The 20,138-nt window shown below is 74.0% G+C and carries 19 protein-coding genes and 1 riboswitch; of the genes, 12 read left to right on the forward strand and 7 right to left on the reverse strand.

Annotation, left to right across the window (positions count from 1 at the left end; translation table 11 throughout):
• Positions 1 to 10: 10 nt before the first annotated feature.
• Positions 11 to 1,225: an MFS transporter gene (locus tag Pdca_RS30425; protein ID WP_232021287.1), complete on the forward strand. Its 1,215-nt coding sequence runs from the start codon at positions 11 to 13 to the stop codon at positions 1,223 to 1,225.
• Here Pdca_RS30425 and Pdca_RS30430 read toward each other — a convergent pair.
• From Pdca_RS30430 to Pdca_RS30445, 4 genes are read right to left on the reverse strand one after another with little or no spacing between them, the layout of a single operon-like run.
• Positions 1,188 to 1,997, reverse strand: coding sequence for an ABC transporter ATP-binding protein (locus tag Pdca_RS30430; protein WP_232021288.1), 810 nt, complete (start codon positions 1,995 to 1,997; stop codon positions 1,188 to 1,190). The two genes, Pdca_RS30425 and Pdca_RS30430, sit on opposite strands and share 38 nt — an antisense overlap.
• Entirely contained in the window at positions 1,994 to 3,031 is a 1,038-nt protein-coding gene (locus tag Pdca_RS30435) for an iron chelate uptake ABC transporter family permease subunit (protein ID WP_232021289.1), read from the reverse strand. Before Pdca_RS30435 ends, Pdca_RS30430 begins: the two co-directional genes overlap by 4 nt.
• Positions 3,028 to 4,023, reverse strand: coding sequence for an iron ABC transporter permease (locus Pdca_RS30440; protein WP_085910546.1), 996 nt, complete (start codon positions 4,021 to 4,023; stop codon positions 3,028 to 3,030). The genes Pdca_RS30435 and Pdca_RS30440 overlap by 4 nt, the downstream gene beginning before the upstream one ends.
• On the reverse strand, positions 4,020 to 5,024 hold the full coding sequence (locus Pdca_RS30445) for an ABC transporter substrate-binding protein (RefSeq protein WP_085910545.1): 1,005 nt from the start codon (positions 5,022 to 5,024) through the stop codon (positions 4,020 to 4,022). The genes Pdca_RS30440 and Pdca_RS30445 overlap by 4 nt, the downstream gene beginning before the upstream one ends.
• A gap of 183 nt (positions 5,025 to 5,207) precedes the next feature.
• Positions 5,208 to 5,412: riboswitch (cobalamin riboswitch) on the forward strand.
• Between the two features lie 116 nt (positions 5,413 to 5,528).
• Here Pdca_RS30445 and Pdca_RS30450 point away from each other — a divergent pair.
• The 7 genes from Pdca_RS30450 (at position 5,529) to Pdca_RS30480 (ending at position 14,742) form a co-directional block, all read left to right on the forward strand.
• Positions 5,529 to 8,519 (forward strand): ribonucleoside-diphosphate reductase subunit alpha, encoded by a 2,991-nt coding sequence (locus Pdca_RS30450; RefSeq protein ID WP_085910544.1) that lies wholly within the window; start codon positions 5,529 to 5,531, stop codon positions 8,517 to 8,519.
• Complete coding sequence (locus tag Pdca_RS30455; protein WP_085910543.1) at positions 8,516 to 9,586, forward strand: ribonucleotide-diphosphate reductase subunit beta; 1,071 nt, start codon at positions 8,516 to 8,518, stop codon at positions 9,584 to 9,586. Before Pdca_RS30450 ends, Pdca_RS30455 begins: the two co-directional genes overlap by 4 nt.
• A gap of 123 nt (positions 9,587 to 9,709) precedes the next feature.
• Complete coding sequence (locus Pdca_RS30460) at positions 9,710 to 10,546, forward strand: amidohydrolase family protein (RefSeq protein WP_232021291.1); 837 nt, start codon at positions 9,710 to 9,712, stop codon at positions 10,544 to 10,546.
• Positions 10,547 to 10,669: 123 nt separating this feature from the next.
• Complete coding sequence (locus Pdca_RS30465; RefSeq protein WP_085910542.1) at positions 10,670 to 11,188, forward strand: 3-hydroxyacyl-CoA dehydrogenase NAD-binding domain-containing protein; 519 nt, start codon at positions 10,670 to 10,672, stop codon at positions 11,186 to 11,188.
• Between the two features lie 13 nt (positions 11,189 to 11,201).
• Positions 11,202 to 12,713: an MmgE/PrpD family protein gene (locus tag Pdca_RS30470; protein WP_085910541.1), complete on the forward strand. Its 1,512-nt coding sequence runs from the start codon at positions 11,202 to 11,204 to the stop codon at positions 12,711 to 12,713.
• 2 nt (positions 12,714 to 12,715) lie between these two features.
• Positions 12,716 to 13,621, forward strand: coding sequence for a methylisocitrate lyase (prpB, locus tag Pdca_RS30475; RefSeq protein ID WP_085910540.1), 906 nt, complete (start codon positions 12,716 to 12,718; stop codon positions 13,619 to 13,621).
• A complete protein-coding gene (locus Pdca_RS30480; protein ID WP_085910539.1) occupies positions 13,618 to 14,742 on the forward strand; it encodes a bifunctional 2-methylcitrate synthase/citrate synthase in 1,125 nt (374 codons plus the stop codon). The genes prpB and Pdca_RS30480 overlap by 4 nt, the downstream gene beginning before the upstream one ends.
• Here the strand turns inward: Pdca_RS30480 and Pdca_RS30485 are convergent.
• On the reverse strand, positions 14,703 to 14,999 hold the full coding sequence (locus Pdca_RS30485) for a hypothetical protein (RefSeq protein WP_085910538.1): 297 nt from the start codon (positions 14,997 to 14,999) through the stop codon (positions 14,703 to 14,705). The two genes, Pdca_RS30480 and Pdca_RS30485, sit on opposite strands and share 40 nt — an antisense overlap.
• Between Pdca_RS30485 and Pdca_RS30490 the strand changes: the two genes are divergently transcribed.
• Complete coding sequence (locus Pdca_RS30490; RefSeq protein WP_232021746.1) at positions 14,980 to 15,507, forward strand: enoyl-CoA hydratase/isomerase family protein; 528 nt, start codon at positions 14,980 to 14,982, stop codon at positions 15,505 to 15,507. The genes Pdca_RS30485 and Pdca_RS30490 overlap by 20 nt on opposite strands.
• On the opposite strand, the gene Pdca_RS30495 is transcribed toward Pdca_RS30490, so the two are convergent.
• Positions 15,474 to 16,286, reverse strand: a complete 813-nt coding sequence (locus tag Pdca_RS30495) for a GNAT family N-acetyltransferase (RefSeq protein WP_125911621.1) — start codon at positions 16,284 to 16,286, stop codon at positions 15,474 to 15,476. The two genes, Pdca_RS30490 and Pdca_RS30495, sit on opposite strands and share 34 nt — an antisense overlap.
• Before the next feature lie 13 nt (positions 16,287 to 16,299).
• Positions 16,300 to 17,235 carry an LLM class flavin-dependent oxidoreductase gene (locus tag Pdca_RS30500; RefSeq protein WP_158092027.1) on the reverse strand — a complete coding sequence of 312 codons (936 nt, stop codon included), beginning with the start codon at positions 17,233 to 17,235 and terminating at the stop codon, positions 16,300 to 16,302.
• A 27-nt stretch (positions 17,236 to 17,262) separates the two neighbouring features.
• On the opposite strand from Pdca_RS30500, the gene Pdca_RS30505 reads away from it, so the two are divergent.
• From Pdca_RS30505 to Pdca_RS30515, 3 genes are read left to right on the forward strand one after another with little or no spacing between them, the layout of a single operon-like run.
• Positions 17,263 to 18,252, forward strand: coding sequence for an ABC transporter substrate-binding protein (locus Pdca_RS30505; protein ID WP_174824263.1), 990 nt, complete (start codon positions 17,263 to 17,265; stop codon positions 18,250 to 18,252).
• Positions 18,249 to 19,379 carry a FecCD family ABC transporter permease gene (locus Pdca_RS30510; RefSeq protein ID WP_085910534.1) on the forward strand — a complete coding sequence of 377 codons (1,131 nt, stop codon included), beginning with the start codon at positions 18,249 to 18,251 and terminating at the stop codon, positions 19,377 to 19,379. The genes Pdca_RS30505 and Pdca_RS30510 overlap by 4 nt, the downstream gene beginning before the upstream one ends.
• Positions 19,376 to 20,134: an ABC transporter ATP-binding protein gene (locus Pdca_RS30515; protein ID WP_085910533.1), complete on the forward strand. Its 759-nt coding sequence runs from the start codon at positions 19,376 to 19,378 to the stop codon at positions 20,132 to 20,134. Before Pdca_RS30510 ends, Pdca_RS30515 begins: the two co-directional genes overlap by 4 nt.
• The last annotated feature ends 4 nt before the right edge of the window (positions 20,135 to 20,138 follow it).

Raw genomic sequence — 20,138 nt, forward strand, 5'->3', positions numbered from 1 at the left:
AGGGATCTGCGTGCCCGGCTCTGATGCCGCCCTGCGCCGGTACCTGACCGCCCGCGTGGTGTCGGTCTCCGGCAGCCTGGTCGCCGCCGTCGCGCTGCCCGTGCTGGTCTACCGGCTGACCGGCTCGCCGGCCTGGACCGCCGCCGTCGCTGCCGTCGAGGCCCTGCCCTACCTGCTGTTCGGGCTGGTCGCGGGCGCGCTGGCGGACCGGGTGGACCGGCGCACGGTGATGGTCGGGACCGACCTGGCGCAGGCCGTGCTGCTCGCCGGGATCCCGCTCGCCTGGTGGCTCGGCGTGCTCGGCCCGTGGCAGGTGCTCGCGACGGCGGTGCTGGCACAGACCTGCTTCGTGTTCTTCGACGCCGCCAACTTCGGCGCACTGCCCACCCTGGTCGGCGAGGCCCGGCTGACCGAGGCGTGGTCGCGGTTGTTCGGCGCCACCACGGTCGTCGAGCTGTTGGTACCGCCGCTGGCCGGGCTGCTGGTGGCCGTGCTCGCCCCGGCCGGGCTGCTGGGCGTGACCGCACTGACCGCGCTGTCCTCGGCGCTGCTGGTCCGCTCGATCGCCGGCGCGCTGTCGGTCCGGCGGCCGGGTCCGCGCACCCGGATCCGGGCCGACGTCGGTGAGGGGCTGACGATCCTGTGGCAGCACCGCACCATCCGCACGCTCACCCTGGTCGGGACCACGCAGGCGGTCGCCGGTGGCGCCTGGGCCGCGATGGCGGTGCCGTGGGCCGACACCGTCCTCGGTATCGCGCCGTCCGGCGATCCCCGGCTGGGGCTGCTGTTCGCCTGCTGGGGGATCGGCGGGCTGCTCGCGTCCCGGCTGGTCCCGCGGCTGACCGGGCGGCACGGCGGGGCCCGGCTGGCGCTCGCCGCGCTGCCGGTCTCGCTGCTCTGCTCACTGCTGGTGGGCGCCGCGACGCACTGGATCCCGGCGCTGCTCGCCGCGGTCGCGTTCGGCTGCGCCTACTCGACCGTCGTGCTCAACGCCGTCACCTACCGCCAGCAGGTGTGCCCGCCGCATGCCAGGGCCCGGGTCAGCACCACCGCCCGGATGCTGTCCTGGGGCGTCGGCACCCCGGCCGGCGCGGCGCTGGCCGGCACCGTGGCCGTCGTCGGCGGGCCCCGGGCCGGGCTGCTGGCCGGTGCCGCCGTGCTCGCCGCCGGGGTGGCGCTCGCCTGGCTCAGCCCGGCGCTGCGGACCGCGGCCCGGGCGTCGTGACGTCGAGGTAGTGGCAGGTCAGCCGGCCCTCCCGGCGGGAGACCCCGCCGCGGACCCCGAACACCTCGGCCAGCAGGCCGGCGTCGACGACCTCCTCCGGGGTGCCGTCGGCGTGCACCCGGCCCTCGCGCAGCGCGATCACCCGGTCCGCACAGCGCGCGGCCTGCGCCAGGTCGTGCAGCACCGCGACGACGGTCAGCCCGCGCTCGCGCTGCAGCTCGCGGACCAGGTCCAGCACCTCCAGCTGGTGACGGACGTCGAGGTAGGTGGTCGGTTCGTCGAGCAGCAGCACCGGCGCGTCCTGGGCGAGTGCCAGCGCCAGCCGGACCCGCTGCCGCTCCCCTCCGGAGAGGAGCTCGACCGGGACGTCGGCCCAGGCCAGCGTGCCGGTGGCGCGCAGCGCCTCGGTGGTGACGGCGTCGGCGCCACCACCGAGCATCCCGAGCGGGCCGCGCACGGCGTAGCGGCCCTGCGCGACGAGCGCCCGCACCGTCACCCCGCCCAGCGGCGGCATCGACTGCGGCAGCACCGCGATCCGGCGTGCGGTCTCGCGGCGGGACAGCGTGGCCAGGTCCCGGCCACCGGCCGACACCGTGCCGCCGTCGGGCCGGTGCAGTCCGGCGAGCACCCGCAGCAGGGTGGTCTTGCCGCAGCCGTTGCGACCGACCAACGACGTCCACTGTCCGCTCCGCACCCCGAGATCGACGCCGTCGAGCACGGTGCGCCCGTCGAACGCGACCCGCACGCCGCTCGCCAGCAACGGTTCGTTCACGACTCCCCTCCCAGCACCGCGCGCGAGCTGCGGCGCACCAGCACGATCAACACCACCGCACCGGCGACCGCGGTGACGGCCCCGGTCGGCATCCCCAGCGGACGGTCCCCGGTGGGGGCGAGCACGGTCACCGCCTGCGCGACGACGTCGGCGGCGGCGACGGTCGCTGCACCGGCCAGCGCGGCGCCGGGCACCAGCAGGCGCGGATCCGCACCGGCCGGGCCGAGCACCGCCCGCGCCAGGTGCGGGGCGAGCAGCCCGACGAAGGCCAGCGCCCCGGCGACGGCCACCGCGCCGGCCGTCGCCAGCACCGCGACCAGCACGACGACGCTGCGCCACGGCCCGACCGCGAGCCCGACACCGCGGGCGTGGTCGTCGTCGACGGCGAGCAGGGCCAGTACCGGCGCGAGCAGCACCGCCGCGACGAGCACGACCAGCGCGACCGGCCAGACCGCGCTCCAGTGCTCCCAGCCGCGGCCGTTGAGCGACCCCACCAGCCAGCGCACCAGCGACCCGGCCAGCTGCGGCCGGGCGGTGAGCAGCAGCAGCGTCCCACCGGCGAGCACCGCCGAGACGACCACGCCGGACACCGCCAGCCGCAGCGGATCGGCGGTGCCCGGGCCGGCTGCCCGGCCGGCGAGCAGCCACAGCACACCGCCGCCGAGCGTCCCGCCGAGCACGGCGACGGCGAGCACCCCGATCGGGCCGGCGACCGCACCGCCGGCCAGGGTCGCCGCGACCGCTCCCAGCACCGCGCCGGAGCCGACCCCGGTGACCTCCGGCGAGGCCAGCGGATTGCGCAGCACCGACTGGAGCACCACACCGGCGACACCGAAGCAGGCGCCCGCGGCGAACCCGACCAGCACCCGGGGCATCCGGAGGCCGATGACCAGCTCGCGGGCCGGCGGATCGCCGATCCCGGCGAGTGCGGACACCGCGTCCATCGGGGACACCGCGGTGCCGACCAGCAGGCCGGCCGTCCCGGCGACGGCGGCACCGGCGGTGAGCAGCAGCAGCCGCAGCAGGGCCGTCACGACGGCCCCACCGGTACCGGCCGGGCGGGCCGGGGACGCCGGCGTCCGGCCAGGAGCAGCACGCCCAGCACGACGGCGACCACCGCGGTCAGCCCACCCACCGGCAGCTCCACCGGGTACAGCACGGTCCGGGCCGGCAGGTCCGCGGCCACGACGAGCACCGCCCCGGTTCCCGCGCAGGCGACCAGCCGGGTGAGCGGTGCGGCCGCCGGACGGAACCGGCGCACCAGCTGCGGCGCCAGGAAACCGACCCACGCCACCGGGCCGCACGGGCCGACGACCGCGGCGACCAGCAGGCAGGCCACCGCCAGCACCGCGATCCGGGCGGTCGCGGTGCGCAGGCCGAGCACCGATGCGGTGCCGTCGCCGAGCCGCAGCAGCCCCAGCGCCGGCAGCGCGAGCACTGCGAGCCCGAGCCCGATCGCGAGCCCGGGCAGCACCGTAGCGACCGTCGGCCAGGTGGTGCCGGTGAGCGAACCGAGCAGGTAGCGGACGAGCACCCCCTGCTCCTGCGAGCCGGTGAGCGCGACCGCGGTGAGCAGCAGCGCCTGCAGCGCCGCGCTCACCCCGGCCCCGATCAGCAGCACGGCGGCCGGTCCGACGGCCCCGCGCACCGCGAGCAGGGTGAGCAGCGCCCCGGTCGCGGCACCGGCGATCGCGGGCAGCAGCGGCGCGAACGGCACCGCGGCACCGGTCACGATCGTGATCGCGACCGCGGCCGCCGCGCCGGAGGAGACCCCGAGCAGCTCGGGGACGGCGAGCGGGTTGCGCAGCGCGTCCTGCAGCAGCATCCCCGCGGTCCCGAGCGCGATCCCGGCGAGCGCGCCCAGGACGAGCCGGGGCGCGCGCAGCTCGGTGACCACGACGTGCTCGATCCCGGAACCGGACCCGAGCACCGCCGGCAGCTGCCACGGCGGCACCGACGGCGTGCCCAGGCACAGCGTGGCGACCACGAGCGCGGTCCCGGCGACCACCAGGAGCGCGATCCTCACCTGCCCGGCACCACGGCCAGCGACTGCTCGACGATCGCGCCCAGACTGCGGGTGCCGCGCCCGCTGCCCCACAGCCGCGGGTCCATCTCGTGCACCGCACCCTGCGCCACGGCCGGGACCTGCTGCCAAACCGGGTTGTCGGCGAGCTGGTCGGTCAGCGTGCGGTCCTCGGCGGAGAACAGCAGCGAGAAGGCCAGTACGACGTCGGGCTGCCCGGCCAGGATCTCCTCGACGTTGTAGGCCGACCCGGACTCGACGTCCGCGCTGCGCGGTGCGAACGGGTAGTCGTAGAGCTGGGCGAGCAGGTCGCCGTTGACCGATGCGGTGGTGTCGACGCCGATCGTGTCGGCGCTGCCGTACATCAGCACGACCGTCCGGTCGGCCTGCCCGGTCTCCCGGGTGGTGTCGACGGCGTCGGCGAGGGTGCCGCGGAACCGCTCCTCGGCCGCCACCGCCTCCCCGGTCCGGCCGGTCAGCGCCCCGAGCGCCCGCAGGTAACCGACCGAGTCCTGCCAGGTCGACGGCTCGACCGTCCACAGCGGCGCGAACTGCTCGACCGCGGAGCGCAGCGGATCGTGCACCCCGCCGAGCCCGATCACCAGGTCCGGATCCAGGGCGGCGATCGACTCGACGTCCTCACTGCCGAAGCTGCCCGCGACGGTCGGGACCTGCGCGGCCGCAGCCTCGCCGAGCAGCACCGGGTTCGCGAGCAGCGCGGGCGTCGAGGTACCGGCCGGGGTGATGCCGAGCTCGACGAGCATGTCGTCGCACAGCCCGGTGAGGCAGACGATCCGCTCCGGCGGGGTGGGCAGCGACAGCTCGGTGCCGTTCGGGTCGGTGACGGTGCCGGCGGGCTCCAGCGGCGCCGCGGCGCGCTCGATCCGCGGTGCGGTCCGCTCCCCGGCGGCCGGATCGGTACCCGGCCCGGCGGCTCCGCATCCGGCGAGCACCGCGAGCAGCGCGAGCGCCGGGACGAGCGGGGGGAGCCGTCGAAGTCTCATGTCTGAAACAGTAGTCATTTTCATCTAGCTATCGGAAGAGCGACGATCATCACCTGTCCGAGTGGCCCGCACGAGCCTCTCGCGGCGACCCGCCGGGGCGGACCTGCACCGTTCACCGGCCGTGACGATTCGTCGCAACGCACCGACCCCTTGGGGTCTCGAACAGGAACCAACCCAAGATGTAGTGTCCGCGGCGCTGGTGGTTCATCGATCCCGCACGGACCGATGAGGCAAGAGGGAATCCGGTGCGACTCCGGGACTGCCCCGCAGCGGTGAGCGGGAACGACCGCCGTCAACGAGCACTGGGAGCGATCCCGGGAAGCGACGGCCAGTAGGAGCGTGCACGACGCCCGTGAGTCCGAAGACCTGCCACCGGTGTGCACGCCGCCGGCGTGTGCAGCTCCGGGGCCTCGCGGGAGGGCGCCAGGGCGCGGCGGGCACTGGTCCGCCGTCGCCTCCTCGCGCGGGTCACGGGCCGACGGCGACTCGCGAGGAGAGAGACCCGTGACGACAAGCACCGCTCCCCCTGCATCCACGCACGGCGCAGCTCCTCCCGGTCTGCGGGTGATCCGGCGCGACGGCTCCGAGACGACCTTCGACGCCGGCAAGATCTCGGTGGCGATGACCAAGGCGTTCCTCGCCGTCGAGGGCGGTTCCGCGTCGGCGTCGTCACGGCTGCACCATCTCGTCGGCGAGCTGACCGATCAGGTTGTCGCGGCACTGGCCCGGCATCCCGCGCCCGGCGTGCACGTCGAGCAGATCCAGGACCAGGTCGAGCTGGCCCTGATGCGGGGCGAGCACCACAAGGTCGCCCGCTCCTACGTGCTCTACCGGGAGCAGCACGCGCAGGCCCGGGACACCGGACCCGAGACCGCCACCACCGATCTGCCGACCGTGCACGTCACCCAGCCCGACGGCAGCCGGGTCCCGCTGGACCGCGACCGTGTCGAGACCGTGCTCGCCGAGGCGCTGGCCGGGATCGAGGACGTGAGCCGGGAGCCGGTGCTCGCCGAGCTGGACCGCACCGTCTACGACGGCATCACCGCCGACGAACTGGCCCAGGCGCTCGTCATGGCCGCCCGCACGCTGGTCGAGCGGGAGCCGGACTACTCGCTGGTGGCGTCCCGGCTGCTGCTCGACCGGCTGCGCGCCGAGGCCGTCTCGCATCTGTCCGGCACCCGGGAGACGCCCGACCAGGCCACGATGGCGCAGCGCTACGCCACGTACACCAAGGACTACCTGAGCCGCGCGATCGACATCGGGCTGGTCGATCCGGAGCTCGCCACGTTCGACCTGGACCGGGTCACCGCCGCGATCCGTCCCGAGCGGGACACCGAGATCGGCTTCCTCGGCCTGCAGACCCTCTACGACCGCTACTTCCTGCACGAGCGCGGTACCCGGTTCGAGCTGCCGCAGGCGTTCTTCCTGCGGGTCGCGATGGGCCTGGCGATCCGGGAGGTCGACCGCGAGGCGCGCGCGATCGAGTTCTACGAGCTGCTGTCCAGCTTCGACTTCATGGCGTCCACCCCGACGCTGTTCAACTCGGGCACCACCAGGGCGCAGCTGTCGTCGTGCTTCCTCACCACCGTCGACGACGACCTGGACTCGATCTTCGGCGGCTACCGGAACAACGCGCTGCTCGCGAAGTACTCCGGCGGCCTGGGCAACGACTGGACCCCGGTCCGCGGCCTCGGCGCGCACATCCGGGGCACCAACGGTGTCTCGCAGGGTGTCGTGCCGTTCCTCAAGATCGCCGGGGACACCGCCGTCGCGGTCAACCAGGGCGGCAAGCGCAAGGGCGCGGCGTGCGCCTACCTGGAGACCTGGCACGTCGACATCGAGGAGTTCCTCGACCTGCGCAAGAACACCGGCGACGACCGGCGCCGCACGCACGACATGAACACCGCGAACTGGGTGCCCGACGAGTTCCTGCGCCGGGTGCAGGCCGACGGTTCCTGGACGCTGTTCTCCCCGGACGAGGTTCCCGACCTGCACGATCTCTACGGCACCGCGTTCTCCCTGCGCTACCGCGAGTACGAGCAGGCCGCCGAGCGCGGCGAGATCCGGGTGCACCGCACGGTGCGCGCGGTCGACCTGTGGCGCCGGATGCTGACCATGCTGTTCGAGACCGGGCACCCGTGGATCACCTTCAAGGACCCGTGCAACCTGCGCAGCCCGCAGCAGCACGCCGGGGTGGTGCACTCGTCGAACCTGTGCACCGAGATCACCCTGAACACCCAGGCCGGCGCCGACGGCGAGGTCGCGGTCTGCAACCTCGGCTCGGTCAACTTGGCCGCGCACATCGGGCCGAACGGGCTCGACACGGACAAGCTGCAGCGCACGGTGACCACGGCGGTCCGCATGCTGGACAACGTCGTGGACATCAACTTCTACACGATCCCGGAGGCCCGCCGGTCCAACCTGCGGCACCGCCCGGTCGGCCTGGGGATGATGGGCTTCTCCGACGCGCTGTTCCTCCAGCGGATCGCGCCGGGCAGCGACGCCGCCGTCGAGTTCGCCGATCGCAGCGCCGAGGCGCTGAGCTACCACGCGATCGCGGCGTCGTCGGATCTGGCCGCCGAGCGTGGCCGCTACGCCTCCTTCGACGGCTCGCTGTGGAGCCGGGGGATCCTGCCGATCGACTCGCTGGAGCTGCTCGCCGCCGCCCGCGAGGAGGGCGAGCTCGACGTCGACCGCTCCACCACCCTCGACTGGGACACGCTGCGCGAGACGGTCCGCACCCAGGGCATGCGCAACTCCAACGTGCTGGCGATCGCGCCGACCGCGACGATCTCGAACATCTGCGGGGTCGCCCAGTCGATCGAGCCGATCCACCTGAACCTGTACGTGAAGTCCAACATGTCCGGCGACTTCACCGTGGTGAACCCGCACCTGGTCCGCGACCTCAAGCAGCGTGGCCTGTGGGACGAGGTGATGGTCGCCGACCTCAAGTACTTCGACGGCTCGCTGGCCGAGATCGACCGGGTGCCGGCCGACCTCAAGGAGCTGTACGCCACCGCGTTCGAGATCGAGCCGCGCTGGCTGATCGCGGCCGCGTCGCGCCGGCAGAAGTGGCTCGACCAGGCGCAGTCGCTGAACCTGTACCTGGCCGGTCCGAGCGGGCGCAAGCTCGACGAGCTGTACCGGCTGGCCTGGCGCAGCGGCTGCAAGACCACCTACTACCTGCGGACCCGGGCCGCGACGTCGGTGGAGAAGTCCACCCTCAAGGGCACCGACGGGCGACTCACCGGGGTGCCGACCGGCAGCGGCGGGAACCCGGCGGGCAACGGTTCGGCGGGCAGCGGCGCGACCGGCAGCGGCGCGACGGGCAGCGGCTCGGCGGCGACCGTGCCCGCGGTCCCGGTGAACGGCGCGGCCCCGGCGGTCCCGGTGAACGGCACCGCCCCGGCGAACGGCACCGCCGGGATGGAGCTCGATCTCGATCCCGCCGCCGCCTGCTCGATCGACGACCCCGACTGCGAGGCCTGCCAGTGACCGTCCCGACGACCGATGCGACCGGCCTCGGCGAGATCGAGCGCGGCGCCGCCCCGGTGCACGCCGACGACAAGCGCATGATCAACGCCCGGACCGACGTCAACCAGCTGCTCCCGATGAAGTACCACTGGGCGTGGGAGAAGTACCTGGCCGGCTGTGCCAACCACTGGATGCCGACCGAGGTCGCCATGCAGGCCGACATCGCGCTGTGGCGCACCCCGGGCGGCCTCACCGACGACGAGCGGCTGATGCTGACCCGCAACCTCGGCTTCTTCGCCACCGCGGAGTCGCTGGTCGCGAACAACATCGTGCTCGCCGTCTACCGGCACCTCACCAACCCGGAGTGCCGGCAGTACCTGCTGCGCCAGTCGTTCGAGGAGGCCGTGCACACGCACACCTTCCAGTACGTCTGCGAGTCGCTCGGACTGGACGAGGGCACGCTGTTCAACGCCTACCGCGAGGTCCCCTCGATCACCGACAAGGACACCTGGGCGCTGCGCTACACCCAGGCGCTGTCCGATCCGGACTTCCGCACCGGCACCCCGGAGAACGACCGGGCGTTCCTGCGCGACCTGATCGCGTTCTACGTGGTGTTCGAGGGCATGTGGTTCTACACCGGCTTCGCCCAGATCCTGGCGCTCGGGCGGCGCAACAAGATGGTCGGGATCGCCGAGCAGTACCAGTACATCCTGCGCGACGAGTCCATCCACCTGAACTTCGGCATCGACTGCATCAACCAGATCAAGATCGAGAACCCGCACCTGTGGACGCCGGAGTTCGCCCGGGAGATCCGCGGCATGCTGCACGAGGCGTGCGAGCTGGAGGTCGCCTACGCCCGCGACACCATGCCGCGCGGGATGCTCGGCCTGACCGCCGAGTCCTGCGAGCAGTACCTGCGGTTCATCACCGATCGCCGGGCCGAGCAGATCGGGCTCGCGCCGCTGTTCGGGCAGGCGGACAACCCGTTCCCGTGGATGAGCGAGGCGATGGACCTGCGCAAGGAGAAGAACTTCTTCGAGACGCGGGTGACGGAGTACCGCACCGGCGGATCCCTGGAGTGGGACTGATCCGCCCGGCCGGCCCGGCCACGGGCCCGGCGTACGACAGCGCGGTCAGATCCGTGTGAAGACCCTGTGACGGATCGGCCCGGCCGCACCACGCGGCCGGGCCGTTCTGTTCGACTGGGTGCCGTGACCGCAGCGACCGCCCTGCTCCCGCACGACGCGCACCGCCACCTCGGGGTGCTCCCCGCCTACCCGTTCTACGGCGGGCCGCCGGTCAATCCGGACGTCTCGGCCAGGGCGACGATCGACGAGCTGCGCCGCGACCTCGATGCCGAGGGCACCGAGCTGGCCGTGGTGATGCCGAACTACGGGGTGCCGGATCCGGCACCGTCGTTCGCGCTGAACGGACTGTGCCTGGAGGCCGCCGCGACCGACGACCGGGTCCGGGCCGGGATCTGGGCGTCCCCGCGCCCGCAGGACGCCGCAGGCACCGCCGCCGCGCTCGCGCTCGCCGGGGAGCCGGGGGTACGCATCATCAAGATCAGCTTCCTGCTCGGCGGGAGCCCCACCGATCCGGCCTGCGCCCCGCAGCTGGACGCGATCTTCGCCGCCGCCCGCACCCACGACCTCACCGTGCACGTGCACACCTCGCCGGGTGGTGCCTCCGACATCGACCAGGTCGGCGAGCTCGTGGAGCGCTACGCCGACGACGTCCGGCTGCACCTGGTGCATCTCGGCGGCGGGATGAGCGGGCACATCAAGCTCGTCGGGGGCCGTTTCTTCGACTGGATCGAGCGCGGCAAGCAGGTCTACACCGACACCAGCTGGGCGATCGGTTTCGCGCCGCGCTGGCTCGCCGCCGAGATCGAGAAGCGCGGGATCGGGGCCGATCGGGTGCTGTTCGCCTCGGACGAGCCCTGGGGCGACCGCGAGGGCGAGTACGCCCGCCTGGTCGCCGCCACCGGGGACGGCGAGCTGGCCCGCGCGGTCCTGCGCGGCAACGCGGAGCGCCTCTACGCCTGATCCTTCGCAGAATTCGCAGAACCGCCCCGGAAGTACGCACGGATTCGCCTCCTTGGTTCCCTCGCCACCGGCTCCCCCGCTGGTCCAGGCTCCTGACACAGCAGGAGCGGGAGGAGTCGGGGCGTGCCGGGAATCGAGCGGGTCGGCGTCATCGGCGCGGGAACGATGGGCGCGGCCGTGGCCGAGGCCTGCGCCCGGGCCGAGCGCGACGTGCTCGTGGTGGAGCGCTGCCCGGCGACCGCGGCCGCCGGCCGCGAGCGGGTGCTGCGCTCCCTCGATCGCGCCGTCCGCGCCGGGCGGCTGTCCTCCCCGGAGCGCGAACGCGCCGCCTGGCGGCTGCGCTGGTCCACCGACACCGGTGAGCTCGCCGATCGCGATCTCGTCATCGAGGCGGTGCCCGAGGACCGGACGGTCAAGTCGCGCGTGCTCGGCGCGGTCTGCGGAGTACTGAAGGACGACGACGCGATCGACGCCGGTATGCGGGTCGGGTGTGCGCACCCGATGGGCCCGCTCGAGCTCGCCGATCCGGTGCGGCTCGACACCGTCCGCACCGTCGCCGAGGCGATGCACGCGGAGTACCGGGAACCCCGGTTCGTCCCGCCCATCTCCACCGCTACCCCTCGAAGACCTACCCGATCATGAGTGAGGAGATCGCATGACCGTCGACCACAAGGTCAGGGTGCACCGCAGCGAGGAGAACCTCGCCCGTGCCGATCAGCTGGCCTGGAAGATCGCCGAGGTCGCCGCGGACGGCGTCGAACCGCCCGCCGAGGTCGCCGACATGGTGGTCAACCGGCTGATCGACAACGCCGGTGTGGCGACCGCATCGGTGAACCGCGGACCGGTCGTCGCGGCCCGCGCGCAGGCGCTGCGGCACGCCGCGGCGCAGGACCGGACGGGCGCGGTCGTCTTCGGTACCCGCGAGCGGGTCTCCCCGGAGTGGGCGGCCTGGGCCAACGGCGTCGCCGTGCGCGAGCTGGACTACCACGACACCTTCCTGGCGGCCGACTACTCGCACCCGGGCGACAACATCCCGCCGCTGCTGGCGGTGGCCCAGCACACCGGCGCCGACGGGGCCGCGCTGACCAGGGCGATCGCCGTCGCCTACGAGGTGCAGGTCGCCCTGGTCACCGGGATCTGCCTGCACGCGCACAAGATCGACCACGTGGCGCACCTCGGCCCGTCGGTGGCCGCGGGGATCGGCGCGCTGCTCGACCTGCCGACCGAGGTCACCTACCAGGCGGTGCAGCAGGCCCTGCACACCACGACCGCGACCCGGCAGTCGCGCAAGGGCGAGATCTCGTCCTGGAAGGCGTTCGCCCCGGCGTTCGCGGGCAAGGTCGCGATCGAGGCCGTGGACCGGGCGATGCTCGGCGAGGGCGCGCCGTCGCCGATCTACGAGGGCGAGGACGGGGTGATCGCCTGGATGCTGGACGGGCCGGACGCCGGGTACACCGTCGCGCTCCCGGTCCGCGGCGAGGCACCGCAGGCGATCCTGCAGACCTACACCAAGGAGCACTCCGCGGAGTACCAGAGCCAGGCGCTGATCGACCTGGCCCGCCGCCTGGGCCCGCGGATCCGCGAGGCGGGCGGCCCCGGACAGGTGCGCAGCATCGTCATCCACACCAGCCACCACACGCACTACGTGATCGGCTCCGGATCCGGCGACCCGCAGAAGTACGACCCGAAGGCCTCCCGGGAGACCCTGGACCACTCGATCCCCTACATCGTCGCGGTCGCGCTGCTCGACGGCGGTTTCCACCACGAGCGCTCCTACCCGCCGCACCGGGCGGCCGACGACGAGCTGGTCGGGCTCTGGCACGCGATCTCCACCGTCGAGGACCCGGAGTGGACCCGGCGCTACCACTCGCACGACCCGGCGGAGAAGGCGTTCGGCGGCCGGGTCGAGGTCACCTTCACCGACGGTTCGACGCTGACCGACGAGATCGCCGTCGCCGACGCACACCCGCTCGGCGCCCGCCCGTTCGGCCGCGACGCCTACGTCGGCAAGTTCCGGGACCTGTCCCGCGACGTCGTCGACCGGGTCGAGCAGGACCGTTTCCTCGACCACGCGCTGCGCCTGCCGGAGCTGTCGGCCGCGGACCTGGGCGAGCTGACGGTGGTGCTCCCCGATCTGGCCGTGGCCTCCGGGCGCGGGGTGTTCTGAGCATGCTCGGATCGAGCAGCACCGCGCACCAGCAGCGGGTCGCGTTCCGCGAGGCACTGGCCGATGGCAGGCTGCTGCAGTTCCCCGGCGCCTTCAACGCGCTGTCGGCGATGCTGATCGCCGAGCAGGGCTTCGACGGCGTGTACGTGTCCGGGGCGGTGCTGTCGGCCGAGCTGGGACTGCCCGACGTCGGCCTGATGACGGCCACCGAGGTCGCCGGGCGGGCCGCCACGATCACCCGCAGCACCGATCTGCCGACCCTGGTCGACGCCGACACCGGCTGGGGCGGCCCGGCGAACGTGGCCCGCACGATCCGGTCGTTCGAGGACGCCGGGATCTCCGGCTGCCACCTGGAGGACCAGGTCGAGCCCAAGCGGTGCGGCCACCTCGAGGGCAAGGAGCTGGTGTCCACCGCGGACATGTGCACCCGGATCCGGGCGGCGGTCCGCGGCCGCCGGGACGACGCGTTCGTGCTCTGCGCCCGCACCGACGCCCGCGCCGTCGAGGGCCTCGACGCCGCGATCGACCGGGCGAAGGCCTACGTGGACTCGGGCGCGGACATGGTCTTCGTGGAGGCGCTGACCGAGGAGCGCGAGTACGCCGCGTTCCGGGACGCGCTCGACGTCCCGCTGCTGGCCAACATGACCGAGTTCGGCAAGAGCCCGCTGCTGTCCGCGCAGACCCTGGAGAAGCTCGGCATCAACGTCGTCATCTACCCGGTGACCCTGCTCCGGCTGGCGATGGGCGCCGCCGAGGCCGGTCTCGCCGAGATCCGCCGCAGCGGCTCCCAGCAGGGCGTCGTCGAGCGGATGCAGACCCGGAGCAGGCTCTACGAACTGCTCGGATACGACGAGTACGCGGCATTCGACGCGCGGCTCGCCGGATACCTGGAGGAGGACCCGTCATGACCGTCACCGATGCACCGCCGGAGGTGCACAAGGGACTGGCCGGCGTCGTCGCCGACACCACGGCGATCTCGAAGGTCGATTCCGAGACCAACTCGCTGCTCTACCGCGGCTACCCGGTGCAGGACCTGTGCGCGCACCGCGGTTTCCTCGACGTCGCGCACCTGCTCTGGACCGGCGAGCTCCCGGACGCCACCGCGCTGGCCGCGCTGACCGAGCGCGAGCGGGCGCTGCGCCCGATCGACCGCAGCCTGCAGGCCCTGCTGATGGCCACCCCGACCACCTGCCATCCGATGGACACCCTGCGCACGGCGGTGAGCTGGCTCGGTTCGGAGGACGTCCGGGAGGACGACGCCGGGGCGAACGCGACGAAGTCGCTGCGCCTGCTGGCCGCGCTGCCCACCGTGGTCGCGATCGACCAGCGCCGACGCCGCGGCCAGGACCCGATCGCGCCGGACCCGTCGCTCGGGTACTCGGAGAACTTCTTCCACATGACGTTCGGCGAGGTCCCGGCGCCGGAGGTGGTGCGGGCGTTCGAGGTCTCGATGATCCTCTACGCGGAGCACAGCTTCAACGCGTCCACCTTCACCGCGCGCGTGGTGACCTCGACGCTGTCCGACCTGTACAGCGCCGTGGTCGCCGGGATCGGGGCGCTGAAGGGCCCACTGCACGGCGGTGCGAACGAGGCGGTCATGCACATGCTCGCCGAGATCGACGGCCCGGAGGCTGCGCAGGCCTGGCTGGCCGAGGCGCTCGCCGGGAAGCGGAAGATCATGGGCTTCGGGCACCGGGTCTACAAGCGTGGCGACTCCCGGGTCCCGACCCTGCAGCGCTCGCTGGAGGAGGTCGTCGAGCTCACCGGGGCGCACGACCTGCTCGCCACGCACACCGCGCTGGCCACCGCGATGCACCGGGAGAAGGGCCTGCACCCCAACCTGGACTATCCCGCCGGTCCGCTCTACCACCTGATGGGGTTCGACATCCCGATGTTCACCCCGTTGTTCGTGATGTCCCGGATCACCGGCTGGACCGCGCACATCACCGAGCAGCTGGCCGCGAACTCGTTGATCCGCCCGCTGGCCACCTACCAGGGGCCGGCCCGTCGCGAGGTCCCCGCCCGGTGACCACCACCGGCGTCCCGACCGGCGTCCGGCTGCGGCTCGACGGCCCGCACGTCGCGGTGCTGTCCCTCGACGGACGGCCGGCCGGGATGCTGTCCGGCCCGGTCCAGGCCGCCCTGCGCGACGCGCTGGACCGGGTCGAGGCCGATCCCGAGGTGCGGGCGGTCGTCCTCACCGGGGACGACCGGGCACTTCAGCTCCGGCGCCGACCTGACCGGGGACCGGACCGGGACCGGGTTCCTGGAGACCCTGCTGGCCACCGTCGACCGGGTGGAGCAGCTGCGGGTCCCGACGATCGCCGCGGTCACCGGCGGCGCCATCGGTGGCGGGCTGGAGCTCGCGCTGTCCTGCGACATCCGGATCGCCGCCGAGGACGCCTTCTTCGTCGCGGCCGGGGTGAACGTCGGGTTGATCATGAGCACCTGGCGGCTGCCCGGGCTGATCGGCCTCGGCCCGGCCAAGGCGATGCTGCTGACCGGCGAGCCGTGCGACGCGGCGACGGCCCTGCGGACCGGCCTGGTCCGCGAGGTCGTCCCCGCCGACGCACTGCTCCCGGCAGCGCTGGCGACGGCGCACCGGATCGCGGGCCGGTCCCCGCTGGCGGTGGAGGCGACCAAGGCGGCGGTGGATCGGGCGGTCGGCCAGGACCGGCGGACCGCCCGCGCCGAGCTGGTGGCCCGGTGCGCGGAGCTGATCCGCAGCCGGGACCACCGGGAGGCGGTGCGGGCGTTCCTTCAGCGGCGCGCCCCGCGGTTCCACCGGGCCTGAACCGGCCCGGCGGCGTGCACCAGCGCGGTGCCGGTGCCCCGGCCGCGCCCGGCGGCGGTGACCCCGACCGAGCGCAGGTGCCCGGTCCGGCCCGGCGGGAGCGGGTGCACCAGGCCGTCGTCCGGGGTGTCGACGAGCTCGCAGGCCGCGTAGCCGACGACCCGGCCGTCCCGCTCGGCGACGAACACCGGATGGGCCGGGTCGGCGGCCAGTACCGCGCTGGAGGTCCAGCCGCGGACCGCGTCGACGTCCCGGGTGAACGGGGAGATCGCCACGTGATAGCGGGTCTCCTCGACGGCGAGATCGACCACGGCCGGCACATCGGCGGGGGCGGCGATCCGGACCGTCACGCCGGCCACCGGGTGGCCGGGCAGCGGCTCGGCCGCCCGCTCCCCCATCAGCGCGTCCAGCCGCAGCCCGGCCGCGGCGAACGCGGCGGCGGTGCCGGTGTCCCCGGACGGCCAGCGCACGACCAGCTGGGTCCGGCCGGGCAGCCGGTCCGCGTCGGTGTAGCGGGCGGCGAGCCGGACCAGCTCGGCGACCGATGCCGCCGCCCCCGGCGTCGACGGATCGGGCAGCACCACCCGGTCCAGGGTCCCGGTGTGGTCACCGAGGACGGCCCGCTGCAACACGTCCGGCGCCCAGGTGTCCTGGCGCAGCAACGCGAACGCCCGCCCCACGCGCAACAGCCTGCCCCCGGTCCACGGCGCGGACGCCGGGGTCGGCGGCAGCAGGTAGCGGCCGTCCGGGCCGCGCAGCCGTTCGGCCTGTGCTCGCATCTGGTCGGACGGTTCAGGCGGTGGATGCACGGCGGTGATCCTCTCTCGGGTCAGGCCCGTCGCGGAAACCCCGGGCCAGCCGGGCGACGCGGCGCAGGATGGGATCGAGCTCGGCGAAGGTCAGCCGGGCGGGCTGGACGTGGCACAGCAGCCGGGTGGCGTACGGCAGGCAGGGGTCCGCGGCGAGGCCGGTGGCCACCTCGTGCTCGGTGCCCGCGTAGACGTTGCCTGCGGCCAGATGGGCCACCGGGTCCCGGCCGGAGCGCGCGATGTGCGGCGCGAGCAGGTCGCGGACCTCCTCCCCGCAGGCGCCGGGGACCAGCGGCCGGGACAGACCCACCCGGCGCCCGCCGGCCGCCCGGAACCGGGCCAGCAGATCCGCGGAGCGCGCGTCGTCCGGGCCGGCAGGGCCGGAGCGGCGCCCGGACAGCAGGCCGGTGCCGCGCTCCGCGGCGGTCCGCACCCCCGCCTCCGACGAGGTGGCCAGCCAGAGCCGGTCCCGCAGCCCGCCCGCCGCGGGGACCACGTCCGCCTCGGCGAGCGCGTCCAGCACGGTGTCCAGCCGCGCGTGCCGGTCCTGCGGCCGGATCCCGAACGCCTCCGCCACCCCGGGATCCGATCCCGCGCCGAGCCCCAGCTCCAGCCGCCCGCCGCTGAGCGCGTCCACCGTCGCCGCGTCCTCCACCAGCCGCAGCGGATGCTCCAGCGCGCCGACCACGACCGCGGTACCCAGCCCGATCCGCTCGGTGCGCGCGGCGACCGCGGCCAGCACCACCAGCGGCGACGACGCGTGCCCCTGCTGGGCGCCGAGATGGTGCTGGGCGACCCAGAACGAGCCGAAACCCAGCTCCTCGGCGCGCACCGCCAGCCGCACGGTGTCGGCCAGTTCGGTCGCCGAGTCGCGCGACCCGGCGGCGTGGGTCAGAACACCCCATTCCAAGCTGGACACCTGATCAATCTTTCATAGGTTGTCCAGGTGTTCCGATCCCGACCGTCACCGGGCGCCGCGCTCGCCGCCGCCTCGTTGCTGTTCCTCGCCGGCTGCGGCGCCGCCGTGCAGGACTCCCCCACCACCGCGGGCACCGCCGACGGCTTCCCGGTCGTCGACGACAACTGCGGTGTCGAGACCGTCTACGACGCGCCCCCGGCGCGGGCGGTCACGCTCACCTCCAACGCGACCGAGCTGATGCTGGAGCTCGGCCTGCAGGACTCGATGGTGGGCACCGCGTATCTGAAGAACCGGCCGATCGGCGAGCAGTACGCCGAGGCCTACGGCTCGGTCCCGGTGATCGCCCCCGGGCAGCCGTCGCTGGAGCAGCTGCTCGCCGTGGAGCCGGACTTCGTCTACGCCGGCTACCCGGACGGCTTCTCCGAGTCATCGGGGCACACCAGGGAGCGGCTCGGCGAGCTCGGTGTCCGCACCCACCTCAATCCCGAGTCCTGCCGCGACGGCCGCTCCGGTTTCGACGACCTGTTCGGCGAGATCGACCGGATCGGCGCCGTCTTCGGGGTGCCGGACCGGGCCGCCGAGTCGGTGTCCGGGCTGCGCGACCGGCTGGACACCGTCACCGAGCAGCTCGGGACCGTCGAACCGGTGCCGGTGTTCGTCTACAACAGCGGTGCCGACGCGCCGCGCACGGCGGGCGGCAAGGCCATCCTCACCGAGATCATCGAGCGGGCCGGCGGCCGGAACGTGTTCGACGACGTCGACGAGCGCTGGCCGCAGGTGTCCTGGGAGCAGGTCGCGCAGCGCCGTCCCGCGGTGATCCTGATCTACGACTACCTGGAGCCGAGCGTCGAGTCGAAGATCGAGACGCTGCGGGCCACCCCGGCCGTCGCCGACGTCCCCGCGCTGGCCACGAACGCGTTCCCGACCGTCGGGCTCTCCCTCGCCCAGCCCGGCCCGCGTTCGGTGGACGCCGTCGAGCAGCTCGCCCGCGACCTGCATCCCGACCGGTTCCGGTGAGCCGGCGCGCCGAGCTGGTCGCCGTGCTGCGGCGCGACGGCCCGCTCCCGGCGCCCGGTCCCGGTTCCCGGCGCGGCGCGGCGAGCGGCCGCTTCGGGCTGCCGGTCGTGCTGGCCGGACTGGCCGTGCTGCTCGTCGCGGCGGTCGGGTTCGCGCTGGCCACCGGCTCGGTGGCGGTGCCGTGGTCGCAGACCTGGCGGATCCTCGCGCACCGGCTCGGCGGCCCGGCGCTGGTCCCCGATCCGGACTGGACCAGGGCACAGGACCTGATCGTCGCCGACACCCGATTGCCCCGGGTGCTGCTCGCCGCGCTGGTCGGCGCGACGCTGACGGTCGCCGGGATGGTCCTGCAGGCCGTGGTGCGCAACCCGCTGGCCGGGCCCGGGATCATCGGGGTCTCGGCCGGCGCCGCCACCGGCGCGGTGGTCGTCATGCGGTTCGGGCTGCTCGGCGCCGGGGCGCTCACGCTGAACGTGGCGGCCTTCGGCGGCGCGCTCGTCACCCTCGCGGTGGTGCTGACGATCGCCCGATCGGCGGGCCGGATCACCGTGCTCCGGCTGATCCTGGGCGGGGTCGCCGTCGGGTCGGTGCTGTCCGCGCTGACCAGCCTGCTGGTGCTCACCGCGCCGAACCCGATGCTCGCCTCGCAGGTGCTGTTCTGGACGCTCGGCGGCTTCGGCTCCGCCCGCTGGGACCTGCTGGTGGTCCCGGCGGTGGTGCTGGTGGCCGGGCTGTTCCTGCTGGTGGCCAGGGCCCGCGAGCTGGATCTGCTGCTGGCCGGCGACGAGAGCGCCGGCGCGCTGGGGGTGGACGTGCACCGGTTCCGCAGGCGGGTGTTCGTCGTGGTCGCGGTGCTGGTCGGGGTGACGGTCGCGGTGTCCGGGGTGATCGGCTTCGTCGGGCTGATGCTGCCGCACGTGGTGCGGTTCCTGGTCGGCTCGGCGCACCGCCGGGCGCTGCCGGTCGCGGTGCTGGTCGGCGCGGTGTTCACGGTGCTGGCCGATCTGGTCGCGCGGACCGTGATCAGCCCGGAGGAGATCCCGGTGGGGATCGTGACGGCGCTGGTCGGCGGGCCGTTCTTCGTCTGGCTGCTGCGCCGCGACGGCCGCCGGGAGGTGGCCCGGTGACCCCGCTGGTCGTCGAGGACGTCGTGGTCACGGCGGGCACCGCCACCCTGGTCGACGGCGTGTCGCTGACCGTCGGCCCCGGCGAGGTGGTCGGCCTGCTCGGCCCGAACGGCAGCGGCAAGTCGTCGCTGCTGCGCACCGTCTACCGGGTGGGCAGGCCGGCGTCGGGCCGGGTGCTGGTGGACGGCATCGACGTGCGCCGGGCGCCCGCCCGCGAGGTGGCCCGCCGGGTCGGCGTGGTGCTGCAGGACGTGCCCACCGACTTCCCGCTCACCATCCGGGAGATCGTCGCCACCGGCCGCTCGCCGCACAAGCGCGCGCTGCAGGCCGACGACGACCTCGATCACGCGCTGGTCGACGCCGCGCTGGAGCTGCTCGATCTGACCCGGCTCGCCGGGCGCAGGCTGGACACGCTCTCCGGCGGCGAGCGGCAGCGGGCGCTGGTCGCGCGGGCACTGGTCGGGCGGCCGGCGCTGCTGGTGATGGACGAGCCGACCAACCATCTCGACATCGCGCACCAGCTGGCGCTGCTCGAGCTGGTCGGCGAGCTCGGCCTGCCCACCCTGGTCGCGCTGCACGATCTGAACCTGGCCGCCCGCTACTGCCACCGGCTGGTGCTGCTCGACGACGGCCGGGCGGTCGTCTCCGGGACGCCGGCCGAGGTGCTGACCGTCGAGCGGATCCGGGGGGTCTACGGGGTGACGGCGACGGTCCTGGAACATCCGAGCGCCGCCTGCCCGCTGGTCGTGCTGTGAACCG

Origin of the sequence: Pseudonocardia autotrophica, from assembly GCF_003945385.1 — a bacterium.
Classification (GTDB): Bacteria; Actinomycetota; Actinomycetes; order Mycobacteriales; family Pseudonocardiaceae; genus Pseudonocardia; species Pseudonocardia autotrophica.

Bases quoted from the DNA above. Each gene is read 5' to 3' on its own strand.
- prpB (WP_085910540.1), top strand. From the start codon at position 12,716: ATGCTCGGATCGAGCAGCACCGCGCACCAGCAGCGGGTCGCGTTCCGC.
- Pdca_RS30495 (WP_125911621.1), bottom strand. From the start codon at position 16,286: ATGCGAGCACAGGCCGAACGGCTGCGCGGCCCGGACGGCCGCTACCTG.
- Pdca_RS30445 (WP_085910545.1), bottom strand. From the start codon at position 5,024: ATGAGACTTCGACGGCTCCCCCCGCTCGTCCCGGCGCTCGCGCTGCTC.
- Pdca_RS30480 (WP_085910539.1), top strand. From the start codon at position 13,618: ATGACCGTCACCGATGCACCGCCGGAGGTGCACAAGGGACTGGCCGGC.
- Pdca_RS30470 (WP_085910541.1), top strand. From the start codon at position 11,202: ATGACCGTCGACCACAAGGTCAGGGTGCACCGCAGCGAGGAGAACCTC.